The 12326-nt window shown below is 70.6% G+C and carries 9 protein-coding genes; 5 read left to right on the forward strand and 4 right to left on the reverse strand.

Translation table 11 applies throughout. From position 1 onward, the window contains the following. The first annotated feature begins 33 nt into the window (after positions 1-33). Complete coding sequence (locus tag AC07GB_RS36160; protein ID WP_478853180.1) at positions 34-636, forward strand: TetR/AcrR family transcriptional regulator C-terminal domain-containing protein; 603 nt, start codon at positions 34-36, stop codon at positions 634-636. 91 nt (positions 637-727) lie between these two features. Here the strand turns inward: AC07GB_RS36160 and AC07GB_RS36165 are convergent, their stop codons facing one another. Further along, the gene (locus AC07GB_RS36165; RefSeq protein ID WP_478853143.1) at positions 728-1633 is read right to left on the reverse strand and encodes an NADP-dependent oxidoreductase; all 906 of its coding nucleotides are present in this window, start codon (positions 1631-1633) and stop codon (positions 728-730) included. A 291-nt stretch (positions 1634-1924) separates the two neighbouring features. Between AC07GB_RS36165 and AC07GB_RS36170 the strand changes: the two genes are divergently transcribed. Beyond that, the gene (locus AC07GB_RS36170; protein WP_478853145.1) at positions 1925-2317 is read left to right on the forward strand and encodes a winged helix-turn-helix transcriptional regulator; all 393 of its coding nucleotides are present in this window, start codon (positions 1925-1927) and stop codon (positions 2315-2317) included. 94 nt (positions 2318-2411) lie between these two features. Here AC07GB_RS36170 and AC07GB_RS36175 read toward each other — a convergent pair whose 3' ends face one another. Next, the gene (locus AC07GB_RS36175; protein ID WP_478853147.1) at positions 2412-3170 is read right to left on the reverse strand and encodes a phosphotransferase family protein; all 759 of its coding nucleotides are present in this window, start codon (positions 3168-3170) and stop codon (positions 2412-2414) included. A gap of 191 nt (positions 3171-3361) precedes the next feature. Here AC07GB_RS36175 and AC07GB_RS36180 point away from each other — a divergent pair, with 191 nt between their 5' ends. Together AC07GB_RS36180 and AC07GB_RS36185 are read left to right on the forward strand one after the other, a co-directional pair. Next, positions 3362-3847, forward strand: a complete 486-nt coding sequence (locus AC07GB_RS36180) for an HIT family protein (protein ID WP_478853149.1) — start codon at positions 3362-3364, stop codon at positions 3845-3847. Positions 3848-4492: 645 nt separating this feature from the next. Then, entirely contained in the window at positions 4493-8929 is a 4437-nt protein-coding gene (locus AC07GB_RS36185) for a hypothetical protein (protein ID WP_478853151.1), read from the forward strand. 138 nt (positions 8930-9067) lie between these two features. On the opposite strand, the gene AC07GB_RS36190 is transcribed toward AC07GB_RS36185, so the two are convergent. After that, positions 9068-9616, reverse strand: coding sequence for a GNAT family N-acetyltransferase (locus AC07GB_RS36190; RefSeq protein ID WP_478853153.1), 549 nt, complete (start codon positions 9614-9616; stop codon positions 9068-9070). A gap of 209 nt (positions 9617-9825) precedes the next feature. Here AC07GB_RS36190 and AC07GB_RS36195 point away from each other — a divergent pair, with 209 nt between their 5' ends. After that, positions 9826-10641 carry an SDR family NAD(P)-dependent oxidoreductase gene (locus AC07GB_RS36195; protein WP_478853155.1) on the forward strand — a complete coding sequence of 272 codons (816 nt, stop codon included), beginning with the start codon at positions 9826-9828 and terminating at the stop codon, positions 10639-10641. Between the two features lie 58 nt (positions 10642-10699). On the opposite strand, the gene AC07GB_RS36200 is transcribed toward AC07GB_RS36195, so the two are convergent. Continuing rightward, positions 10700-12292: a hypothetical protein gene (locus AC07GB_RS36200; protein WP_478853157.1), complete on the reverse strand. Its 1593-nt coding sequence runs from the start codon at positions 12290-12292 to the stop codon at positions 10700-10702. Positions 12293-12326 lie beyond the last annotated feature (34 nt).

The following is a 12326-nucleotide window of genomic DNA, read 5'->3' on the forward strand; positions in this document are numbered from 1 at the left end:
TTCTATCGGCGATAGATTGTCAACGTGACCAAGATGAACCGTGCGACCGTCGTCGCGGAGGCGCTGGATCTGCTGGACGAGGTGGGCCTGGAAACGGTCAGCACCCGGCGGCTGGCCAAGCGCCTCGGCGTCGAACAGCCGTCGCTCTACTACCACTTCAAGACCAAGAAGGACCTCCTCGCGGCCATGGCGGAGGTGGCCATGGCCCCGCACGCCGACGCGCCGCTGCCGTCGCCCGGGGACGACTGGCGCGAGTGGTTCCTGGAGAACTCCCGCAGTTTCCGCCGCACGCTGCTGATGCGACGTGACGGCGCCCGACTGCACGCCGGCAGCACTCCGACCGGTGACCTCGACCGGATCCGCCGCAAGATGGCCTTCCTGATCACCTCCGGCGTGCCCGAGCGGCACGCGCAGATGGCGATGCTGGCCGCCGGCCGCTTCACCGTCGGCTGCGTGCTGGAGGAGCAGGCGGATCAGGCGGATTCGCACTCGGCGGACGGCGAGGACCTGCCGGACGATGTCCCCGTGATCGAGCACGAAGAGGCGTTCGAGGCGGGCCTCGCGCTCATCCTCGGCGGCCTCGAACAGCACACCGCGGGGTCCGGTCCGGTCTCCGTCGCGCCGTCGGCTGTGTGAACGGGCGCGGGCCGGGTCCCCACCGCGCAGCTGGGGCGGGTCGGCGCACCCGCCCCATGCCCCTTCGGGCGCAGACCTCGGACGCAGATCCTCAGACGCAGATCACGATCTTCCCGCGGGTACGTCCGCGCCCGGCATGCGCGTGGGCTTCGGCGATCCGCTCCAGGGGGTAAGTCCGTTCGATACGAGGCGTGTAACGGCCTTGCCGGCCCAGTTCCGCGGCGGCGGAAAGGAGGGTGGAGTCGTTCTTCGCGTTGACCACGTGGGTGCCCAGGCGCTGCCCGCCCGCGTGGTCGGCGACCGTCGCGACGTGCTTCGGGTCGCCCGTGATGGCGACGAGGTCGGCCAGGGAGCCGGAGGCGGCGGTGTCGAGCGCGACGTCGACGCCGTGCGGAGCGAGGAGGGCGAGGCGCTGCGCGAGGCCGGGGCCATAGGTGGTGGGGACGGCGCCGAGAGAGGTGAGGAACTCGTGGTTGCGTTCACTGGCTGTCCCGATCACGGTGGCACCCTGCGCCACAGCGATCTCGACTGCCGCGCTGCCCACGCCTCCGGCGGCACCCTCGACGAGGAGGGTGCGCCCCGCCAGGGAGCCGAGCGCGTCCAGGCCGCGCATGGCGGTCACGGACGCGAGGCCGGCGCCCGCGGCCTGCTCATCGTTCCACGTGTCGGGAGCGTGAGCCCAGGCCGAGAGGATGACCAGCTCCGCGGTCGCGCCGGTGACACCGCACAGGCCGAAGACGCGGTCGCCGACGCTCACCCCCTGCACCCCGTCCCCGACTTCGTCGACCACCCCGGCGGCGTCACGCCCGGGGATGGCGGGCAGCTCCAGGGGAATCAGCTGGCGCAGGGCCCCGGCGCGCAGCTTCCAGTCGATGGGGTTGACGCCGGCCGCCGCGACGCGGACGCGGATCTCACCGCGTCCGGGCCGGGGGTCGGGGGCCTGCTCGATGACCAGGCTCTCCGGTCCGCCGTACTCGTGGAAGCGGGCTGCACGCATGATGTCCTGCCTTACCTTGATGGGCCGCGATGACGGTGTTCGTACGGTGTCCGTTGCTCTGCATCGGATGTTGACGTGAGATGTGCAAGCGGCGAACCGGTTGATTTCCTGCCGACGCAGGGGGGTGGGGCGCAGGGAGGGCGGGGGCCGGGCGGTCACCGGCCCCGGCACCCGGCTCGGCCCCACGGCCCTGCCCATCGCCGGAATACCTTCCGTGGAGTGGATGCTGTGGAAGGTATCCGGAAGGTCGGTCACCAACTGGATACCAAGACCGGCGACGGGAGACCCTCGATGACACGACGGCAGCCGCTGCCGCCCGACTTCTTCGACGAGCTGTGCCCGTCCGCGCTGCTGCCTTTCCGATTCGGCGACAAATGGGCGCCCATGGTCCTGCGGTGCCTGGAGGGCGGCCCGCGCCGGTTCTCCGAACTCCGTGTGCCGCTGGGCCGCGTCACCCCGAAGGCGCTCACCCATTCGCTCCGCGGATTGCAGCGGAACGGTTTCGTGTCCCGCACGGTCCACGCCGATCCGAAACTGCGAGTGGAGTACGCGCTGACACCGCTGGGCCGCAGCACGCTGGAACCCCTGGCCGCCACGTGCCGCTGGGCCACCGAGCACTGGGACGAGCTGCTCGACGCCCGCGAGGCGGCGTCTCCTGACTCGGCTGACTCGAAACCGCGTTGACGCGTGCCGCACGGGACGAGCCTGGTGGGTTCGTACCGGAGGCCTTGACCAACCCCGGGCCGTCAGGCTGGTCGTCGAGGCGCGGCGCGGCTCCTCACATCCGGGATCGCAGTACGTCGACCTCGCAGCCCGGCGCGAACGCGTCGAAGCCGTGCTCGAGCAGCCAGCGGACTCCCAGCAGGCTGCGCAACGACCACCACGCACGGATCACGTCGACGTCGACATCGACATCGACGTCGGCGCCGTATCCGATGAGGACGTCGCCGAGGCGTTCCTCCTGGCCGAGTGTGAAGGTGGCGAGGTCGTACAGGGCGTCGCCCTGGCCCGCCTCGGACCAGTCGATGATGCCCGTGATCTCGTCACCGTCGGCGAACACGTGGGCGATCTGTAGGTCGCCGTGCGTGAACGCCGGGGTCCACGGCCGGAGCGCCGCCTCGGCGACCTGGCGGTTGCGGGTGACCAGGTCGGCGGGCAGCAGGCCGTTCGCCACGAGCAGCTCGCACTCGCTGTCGAGTTCCGCCCTCAACTCGTCGAGCCCGCGGCCGGCCCGGCCGGGCCAGGGTGGCAACGGGGCGTCGTGCAGCTTGCGGATAGTGGCACCCGCCGCGGCCCAAGCCGTCGGCGACGCGGTCGACGGCTCGCCGAGACGGCCCAGTGTCGCGCCTCGTAGCGCGGCGATCGCGAGCACGGGCGGCTTGCGCCACAGCACCTCCGGGGTCGGGACCGGAGCCAGGGCCATCGCCTCGACCTCGACGTCGGTACGCGACTGATCGGCGTCCACCTTCAGGAACACGTCCCCGACGCGCAACGTCGCGCACTCGTGGTGAGCGACGACGACCTTGACCTCATCCATGGGCAGTCAGTATCCCGGGGGTGATCGTCGATGTCGCCGGATTATCGCGCGCGGTCGCGTGGCCGACCGCGACAGGGGGGGGAGCGAACACGCCGACAGGCACGAGAAGTTGCCGAGGTGGCCGAGGCATCGCCTTCGACAGGCGAGACTGAGTGAGTCTGTTGGTCCCGGCGCTGGGTGGAGGGATGGCGATGGCGGAGCCCGATGGCGGGTGCATGGCGTGCGGGTTCATCAGTGACGACCGCTCGCTGCCCGGCGGCACTCTCCTCAGAACGGCTTGCTGGGTCGTGCAGCATTCGGCAGGCCCGCTCGGTCTGGGGACGCTGGCGGTCATGCCGGTACGACACGTCGTTCACGTCGCCGAGCTGACCGGCCCTGAGTCCGCGGAACTCGGCCCCCTGCTGCGGCGAACCAGCGCGGCGGTGACCGCTGTGATGCGGCCCGAACAGGTCTACGTCTGCCTGTGGTCCCACGCCGGTGCGGTGCCCGGCCACCTCCACTTCCTGGTCCAGCCGGCCTGCGAAGCCGACATGACCCACTACGACGCCTACGGCCCGGTGCTGCAACTGGCCATGTCCGAAGCCAACCGCCCTCCGGGCCGGGCAGCGGTCGAGGAGGTCTGCGCCCGCTTGAGGGCCCTGTTTCCGAAGCTCCGTTTAAGCGCCGACGTCGACTGACTGTAGTGCTCCTTGCGCACACGCTCAGGGTGCCCCTGGGGCTCGGCTGTATCCCATGTCCACGCCCACGGTGCCTTCGCCGACAGGCCCAGCGGGCCATCGTGGAAGAAGGTGTCACCCAGGCGGTCGGACGCGCTCGCTCTGGTCGGTGGTGGCGCCGTACCGGCCCTTGTGCGACCTGCCGTCGGCGGTGATCCCGCAACGGCCCGACCGCGCCCCCGGCCCGCATCGACGAGCCGGGGTGCGGCCGCGTCGCTCGTCTCCGGACGAAGCACGCGAAGTCCCGCCCCCGTATCGCCTCGGACAGTGTCACGTGGCAGGGGTCACCCACAGGCTCAGCCGGTCTCCCCGCACAGCGTCAAACCACCGGTCAGGCCCACATGTTCCGCTCAGCGGACCGGAACATGTGCCGTCGGCGCCGCGTAGGCATGCTGGGCAAGTCGTGACGGCAGGGGCGGTGGCGCCGGATGTGTCCGGACGGGGGAGAGGACGGGCTGCGCGCGCCCCTGGCGCGGGGGCTCGCCCGGTAGGGGGCGCGGCGGCCAGTGCACAGCGCGGCCCGATCCGGTTCCCTGCCGCGCGCCTGCTCCGCGTACGAGCGCCACCCCGCCGTCACGGCCGACCCACCGACCGGAGGAGCACATGATGAGTTCACCCACGCCTAAGACCTCTGCGGACCTGGCCGCGCCTACGTATGACGCGGACGCAGCCGCACCCGACTGGGTCTACCTGCGCGACACCATCAAGGTCAACAACGCGCTCTTGGCGGAGATCCACGGAGACAGACCGGCCCCGGGCACCCGGCTGGTGCTGATCGCCCGTGAGATCACGCACGACCCCGGGTACGTCCTGCCCCTGACGGGGCACCCCGTGCTGCTGGTCGCCGAGAACTACCGCGGTAACGGGGGAGGCATCGACACCACCGGCCCCGTCGGCGCCAGAGGTGAGACCGGCAGTGCCGGGGGCACCGGCGGCGGCCCCGGAGGCCGTGACGGCAAGGCCGGAGGCCCCGGAGGCAACGGCGCGCCGGGGGGCGCGGCCGCTCCGATCACCCTGCTCGCGTCGCGGGCGAGCGACGTGAGGCTGATCGCGCGGGGCGGCAGGGGCGGCGGGGGCGGCTCCGGTGGCCAAGGAGGGCAGGGCAAGGACGGCACCAAGCCGCCCAGGCCGGGTGAGGACGGCCGGGACCCCGGGTATGGCGGACGGGGCGGGAACGGCGGGAACGGGGCAGTCGGCGGCCCGGGTGCCCAGATACGCGTGGAGACGTTCGAGCGGTCGGGCGTGTTGAGCGACGGCAGCGGCGGCGCGGCGGGACCCGCCGGGCCGGGAGGCGACGGAGGGGAGGGAGGCGGGGGATACAACGGCCCCGGAGAGCCCGGGAAGCCCGGGGCGGAGGGCCGGCCGGGCCCGGCCGCGGGCCCAGGCGTGGCTCCCGCGTTCGTCACGCACACCGCCGACGCGTGGTGGACCAGGGCGCGCGAGGAACTGGGAGCGGCGTACACCGAGGCCTGGGCGGAGTACCGGACACGGGTCGGCGAGTTCCTGTTCCGCTGCTACGCGCCGGGCCTCGCGGACAGGAAGGATCACCGGATCAAAGCCGGGCACGAGTTCACGCAGGCTCTCGTGCTGCGGCCGGGGCATGCCCGCGCGGTGGAGCTGTCCCAGTACCTCGCCACCAACCTGACGCCTTTGGGGGTGCCGTACGACGTCGATGTCGTACCGGACTTCCCGGCGCAGGAGCAGTTCGTGACGGCGTACGGCGAGCTGGTGGTGGGTGTGTACACCGCGGCGACGGACCTGCTGCTCTTCGCCAAGGGAGAAGCACAGAAGATCCAGCTGGTCGAGACCGACCTGGGCCACCTCAACGACATGAGGACGGTCCTGGACACGGAGCGGAGGGCGGCCAAGGCGGGAGTCGACGCCGCCAAGGGCCGCGCGGACATCCTCGACAAGCAGCTGCGCGAGGTGCAGGCCCAACTCGACGCGGTGCACACGAAGATGCTCAGCGAGCGCTTGGAGTTCCCGCCGGGCAACGACCTGGGGCCCGTGATCGGTGCCGCCGTCGTGGTCGCCGCCGCGGTGTCCGCCCTCTACACCGGCGGTGCCACCATCGCGGCCATGCTCGTCGCGAGCGACATGCTCGCCAAGAGCGCCGCGTCCCTGGAGGGCTTCGACACCGCCACCGGGAAGTACCGGGACGGGAGTTATCTGGTCAACTGGTTCGACTGGACCAGCGAAGGGCCCAAGCCGCGCCCCGGGGTCGACGTCAAGGCCTCCAAGCTCACCGACCTCGGGGACAAGGCCGCCAAGTTCATCAACGCGTCCGCGACCCTGGTCCAGCTCTTCCAGGCCAAGGTCGACGGAAAGCTGGAGAACGAGGAGAAGAACCTGCTGGCCCGGCAGTTGGAGCTGGTCAGGGAACGGGCGCTCCAGATTCTGGAGATCACCCACCAGCAGCTGAACCTGGCCGTGGCCGACGCCAAGATCACCGTCAATGGGAACGACATCGCGCGGCTGACGAACCTGGAGGCGGGCTGGCAGCGTGACATCAACCAGCTCATCGACATCTGCCGCCGGATGGTCGCCCGCAACCAGCACTACATGGACCTGCTGACCGAGTACTGCTACTACGCCAACCGGGCAGTGGACCTGTGGACCTTCAGCAGCCACACGCCCGTGTTCACCTTCGACTACGGCTTCCTGCACCCGGACGACATCGAGAACGCCTACCACCCGCTGGCCCGCGGCGACGACAGCCGGGTGAACGGCCTGCTGGAGAAGTACCAGAACTCCAAGCGACAGCTGTTCGCGCTCATGGACCGGCGCAAGGAGTACGACTCGTACGGCCTGAACCAGGACGTCCACTACCTGCGCCTGACCGCTCCCGAGGTCCTTAACGCACTCAGGACCAACGGCACCGCCAGCTTCACCGTCCCCCTCGACGCGTTCGCCGACCGCTTCGAGATGAAGACCGCCTACCTGCACGTCGGCCTGCTCGGCGCCACGTGTGCCCATCCCCGCATGACCGTACTGGTCGAGCATCCGGGCGCGGCCACCAACCGGTACCGCGACGGCTCCCCGCGCACGCTGACGGCCGGCCCCCGGTCGAGCACGGTCCAGGCGACCTTCGACAAGAGCGACCCCGGCAGGCCGATGACCGGTCAGGCCTTCTACGGCCGCAGCCCCGCCACCACTTGGCGCATCACCATCGAGCAGTCCACGGCCCAGGAGGCCCAGCTCGACCTCAGCGGTCTGAGCGCCGTCTACGTCACCCTCTGGTACTGGCACTTTCGCCGGAAGGCTCTCGGTCCGGCGGCCGCGCCCATGACCGTACGGGCGGACTTCGACGGTGACGGCGTCGTGGACGAGTCGGTCTGGGAACCGGAGCGAGGCCTCTGGCACATACGGCGGTCCTCGGACGGCGCGGCCCTCACCGAGGCCTGGGGCCAGGCCGGTGACTTCCCCGTACCCGCCGACTACGACGGTGACGGCAAGGCGGAACTGGCCGTGTTCGAGCCCGCGAGCGGCAAGCTGTTCACCCGACCCCTGCGGGGCAGCCGGCTGACGGCCTACCACTGGGCCACCGCCGACCACGCTCTGACGGCCGAGGAGCAGGCGGGAGCGGAACGGCTTGCCACCGCGCTGGAGGCGTGCGCCGGCCAGCTGTCGGGGGCCCGCGCCGCGGAGGCCGTCGAGCCGCAGCAAGCCGCCTGCCGCCTCCTGCGCCGCCTGTCCGCGCTGGACTCCCATCACCTGCCCCACACAGCCCAAGCACTGGTGCGCCTGACGCACTGCCTCGCGGCAGCGGGCCGCTGGGAGGAGTCGGTGTCCACCGGCCAGGAGGCCATCGCGCTCTCCAGGCAACTCGCCGCGGATCACCCTCAGGACGACACCCTCGCCTACCGTGCCGCCGAGGCCGTGATCGGGATCGCCGGGCACTGGTGGCAGCGGCCCGACCTCAAGGCCAAGGCCGCCGACCTCGCGCTCCAGGGCACCCTCACCGCCGGCATGCTGGCCGCCAGGAACCCCACTTACCGGGCCCAGCTCGCCGCCTGGGCCACCTCCCCGACCACGGCCTTCCTCGCGGACGTCGGCCGCATGGACGAAGCGCACCTGCTCGGAACGCAAGCCATCACTCTCTACCGCACGCTCGTCGCGGAGAACCCGGCCGACGACGAGCTGGTCCACCGCATCTCGTGGTCGTCCATCGACATCGCCCTCCACCTGTGGGCCAAGCCGGAACTGCGGGCGAAGGCTACGGAGTTGACCGTGGCGGCCATCGACAACTTGCGGGTGCTGAGCAGGAAGAGTCCGTCGTACCGTCGCCAGCTCGCTCAGTGGGCGGCTTCTCCGGCTGCGGGGTTTCTGGCGCGGTCTGGTCGGTGGGAGGAGGCTGTGGCGGTGGGCGATGAGTCGATCGGTCTCTACCGGGCGCTGATCGCGGAGAATCCGGGGGATGACGAGCTGGCCTATCGCCTTTCCTGGGCATCGATCGACATCGCTCTGCATCTGTGGGCCAAGCCTGAACTCCAGGGCAAGGCTACGGAGCTGACGGTGATGGCCATCGACAATCTGCGGGTGCTGAGCAGGAAGAGTCCGTCGTACCGTCGCCAGCTTGCTCAGTGGGCGGCTTCTCCGGCTGCGGGGTTTCTGGCGCGGTCTGGTCGGTGGGAGGAGGCTGTGGCGGTGGGCGATGAGTCGATCGGTCTCTACCGGGCGCTGATCGCGGAGAATCCGGGGGATGAGGAGCTTGCCTATCGCTTCTCGTGGGCGTCGATCGACATCGCTGTGCATTGGTGGGGCAAGCCGGAACTCCAAACGAGGGCTACGGAGGTGACCATGGCGGCCATCGACAACACGCGGGCCCTCAGCGCGAAGAACCCCTCCCACCGCCCGCAACTGGCCGACTGGATCATGTGGCCCGCCTCCGCCTTCCTGGTCAGCACGGGCCAGAAACAGCGCGCCATCACCCTGGTGAGGGAAGCCGTCGACCTCTACACCCAGCTCAACGCCCAGGACCCCGAGACCTACGGGCCCAAACTCGCCAACGCCAAGAAGACGCTGGAGCAACTCCAGACCTGATCGCGCGGGGCGCTGCGGCTGGCGTCGCACCCCACCCAGCCGCAGCGTGGGAGGAAGCCCGTGTGATCGGTCAGCGGGCCGCAATCGGCGCGGCTGCCCGCCCGGTCCCAGCTCGGCGGATGCCACCTCCGGCAGCGGTCACGGCTGCCACTCCCGTCTGAGCAGCCCGAACACCCACGTGTCGGAGACCTCGCCGTCCACGACGCACTCTTCCCGCAGCGTCCCTTCCCGCACGAATCCGATCTTCTCCAGCACGCGGGCAGAGGCCACGTTGCGCGTATCGGCCTCCGCCTGCACCCGATTCAGGTCCAGCGTGTCGAAGGCCCACCGCAGCACGGCGTGCGCGGCCTCCGTCGCGTAGCCGTGGCCCCACATCGCCTCGTCGAGGCAGTAGCCCAGTGTCGCGCTACGGCGGTCCTCGTCCCATCCCGTCAGGGCGCACCAGCCGACGAAGGCGCCGTCGGACGCACGGTCGACGGCCACGCGCGCCCCGGTGCCTTCGTCCGCCAGCTTCCGGCACATCTTGAGGAACCGCTCGGCGCGGTCCCGATCAGTCCACGGCGGGGAGTCCCAGTAGCGCATCACGTCGGTGCTGCTGTGCAGGGCGAACAGAGAGCCCGCGTCGGCGTCGGTGAAGGGCCGCAGTCGCAGACGATCGGTGTGCAGCACGGGAGTGGCCAAAGTCATGCGCCCATCTTGGGATCTCGTGGCGCGCGCAAGCCACTGAATATCGTCAAGGGCCTGGTCGGCACGCTGATCCAAGGCCTGGCCTTCTTCGCCGTGGTCGCTTTCGCCGTGCTGCCGACGGGAGTCGCCCCCGGTCGGCCCGGTGCCGCCGGCGCTTTGTATGCTCGCAGCTCGGGGAGCCGGAAGCCGATCTTCGGAGGCGAACGACCATGCCGGAACAGCGTGTTGTCCTGGTGACAGGCGGGGGAACGGGAATCGGGGCCGCCACCGCCCGGCTGCTGCGCGCGGAAGGGCACCAGGTCGTGATCTCCGGGCGGCGACCCGAGCCCCTGCGCCAGGTGGCCAAGGAGACCGGCGCGCTGGCCCACCCCTCCGACGCCGCCGACCCCGAGGCCGTGCGCGAACTCGTCGAGACGGCGGTGACGGCCTACGGGAGACTCGACGGCGTGGTGCTCAACGCCGGAATCGGGCGGGGCGGCGCGGTCGGCGAGACCACGGTCGAGGACTGGGAAGAGCTGATGCGCACCAACCTCACCGGTCCGTTCCTGCTGCTGCGCGCCGCGCTGCCGCATCTGCTGGACGCCCGGGGCGCGGTGGTCGCGGTCGCCTCGGTCGCAGCCCTCCGCAACAGCGTCGGCAACGGCGCCTACGCGACGTCCAAGGCGGGTCTGCTCCACCTCTGCCGCTCCTTCGCCGTCGACTACGGCCCGCAGGGGCTGCGGGCCAACACGGTGTGCCCCGGCTGGGTCCGTACGGAGATGGCCGACCAGCGGATGGCCCGGTTCGCGGCGGATGCGGGCCTCGCGGGCGGTGTCGAAGCGGCGTACGAGGAGGCGAACCGGCTGAATCCCGCCGGACGGCCGGGCGATCCGGAGGAGGTCGCCGAGGCCATCACCTGGCTGCTGTCACCCGCCGCGTCCTACGTCAACGGGTCCGTCCTCACCGTCGACGGCGGGATGACCAGGGTCGGCGTCGGCGGTGCCGCCTTCGACCACCGGATCGAGGCGCGCACCCCGCGCCCGTAGCGAAGGCGGCCCCCCGGACGGATTCCGGGAGGCCGCCTCGTACGCGGTCATGCGCCTGCTAGCGGACGTCGACGTAGTCCTCGGTCCCGTAGTCCACGTAGTGGGTCGAGTCCGTGTCGGTGTACCGCATCTGCCAGGTGCCGTCCTGCTTCGCGGTGAACTTCTTGCTGAACGTGCCGTTGCTCAGCGTCTTGGTGCTGCCCAGCTCCTTCCACGCGGAGCCGGCCGCCTTGGCCTTGAACCAGACGCGGATCTTTTGCCCGGAGTACGGCCGCCAGGTGGACCCGGACTTGTGCATCAGGCCGCCCTTGGCGGTGAGCGTCGCGCCCTTGCGCACGCCCTCCGGCGTGACGTCGTCGTTCCACACCCGCGTGTACTTGCGGCCCAGCTTGACGTCGGCACTGTCCACGCCGGCGCTGACGATGTGCAGTCGCCACCGGGCGCCCGAGTCCGCCTGCTTGGGCGAGGACGCCTTGAAGGAGGTGCCGTAGGCGGCGTCGAAGGTGCCGGTGCTCGTCCAGGAGCCGCCCGCGGGGCGGTAGTCGATGGAGATCTTGGCCTTGGTGCCCTCGGGGTACGTGCCCTCCGTGACGCCGAGCTTGCCGGTGAAGGTGACCTTGCGGTACTTGTCCACCTTGCCTTCGACGTTCGTCAGGGTGCTCGTCCGGGAGGGCCGGGCCACCGTGAAGGTGTGCGGGGCCGGCGCGGTGAACCAGTTCGACTCGGTCGGCAGGACACGCACCTGCTCGCTCCGCTGGACGGTGTAGCCCGTGGACAGGACGCCGTCCTGCCCGCTCGCCGCGATGGTGTCGGTGCTGGTACCGGGGCCGATCCGCACCTCCTTGGCGACGGGCTTCTCGGTGCCGTCGTCCGCGATGCGGACGAGCTTGCCCCGGACGGGGACCTCACTGCCGTAGGGGGCGGTGACCGTGCCCGTGGGGGTGTCCACCTTGAGCTTCAGTTCCTGCTTGTGGAAGGGCAGGCTCAGCGACTCGTACTGCTCGTCGAACATGTACTCGAACTTGGTGGTGGCGTCGGAGCTGTACGCGTCGTAGTACTTGGTGGTCGTGAAACGCCCCGCTTCGTTCGTCCACACCCACCCCTCGCCGTGGATCTCGCGGGCGCGGTAGTACATGCCCACCCCGGCGAACGGCTTGACCTCGTGGGTGTTGGGGTCCTCGGCCACCAGGGTTCCGGTCACCTTGGCGGCGGGGTTGTCGTAGGAGACCCACGGGTGGCTGCTGCTGAGGGTCAGCTTGGGGTTGAGGCCGTAGTTGAGGAAGCCGGTCGAGCGCTGGACGACCTCGTTCGGCTGGCCTTCCCTGGCCACGACGTCGATCACGTAGGCGCCCATGGCGGGCAGGGTGACCGGCTCGGACCGGAAGACCTCCTCGCGGCACTGGCTGTCGGCGGGGCACTTGTCGGTGCCTTCCAGGCGGACGCTGGCGAGGACCTCGGACTTGTTCTTCTCGTGGATCTTGAGCGTGACGTCCTCCGGGCGGAAGCCGGAGGCCCAGTGCTCGTAGGAGGCGTAGATCTTGCCGCCCTCCTGGACCGTCTCCGTACGGCCGCGGGCGGTGCCGTCACCCGCGTGCGCCGTGGGTACGGCGATCAGCGTGGCAGAGGAGGCCACGAGACTCGTGGCCAGCACTGCCGTGAACTTCTTCAAAGCTCCCCCATCGGGT

The sequence above is a fragment of the Streptomyces sp. NPDC045778 genome (assembly GCF_056431945.1).

Bases quoted from the DNA above. Each gene is read 5' to 3' on its own strand.
- AC07GB_RS36160 (WP_478853180.1), top strand. From the start codon at position 34: ATGAACCGTGCGACCGTCGTCGCGGAGGCGCTGGATCTGCTGGACGAG.
- AC07GB_RS36165 (WP_478853143.1), bottom strand. From the start codon at position 1,633: ATGCGTGCAGCCCGCTTCCACGAGTACGGCGGACCGGAGAGCCTGGTC.
- AC07GB_RS36170 (WP_478853145.1), top strand. From the start codon at position 1,925: ATGACACGACGGCAGCCGCTGCCGCCCGACTTCTTCGACGAGCTGTGC.
- AC07GB_RS36175 (WP_478853147.1), bottom strand. From the start codon at position 3,170: ATGGATGAGGTCAAGGTCGTCGTCGCTCACCACGAGTGCGCGACGTTG.
- AC07GB_RS36180 (WP_478853149.1), top strand. From the start codon at position 3,362: ATGGCGGAGCCCGATGGCGGGTGCATGGCGTGCGGGTTCATCAGTGAC.
- AC07GB_RS36185 (WP_478853151.1), top strand. From the start codon at position 4,493: ATGAGTTCACCCACGCCTAAGACCTCTGCGGACCTGGCCGCGCCTACG.
- AC07GB_RS36190 (WP_478853153.1), bottom strand. From the start codon at position 9,616: ATGACTTTGGCCACTCCCGTGCTGCACACCGATCGTCTGCGACTGCGG.
- AC07GB_RS36195 (WP_478853155.1), top strand. From the start codon at position 9,826: ATGCCGGAACAGCGTGTTGTCCTGGTGACAGGCGGGGGAACGGGAATC.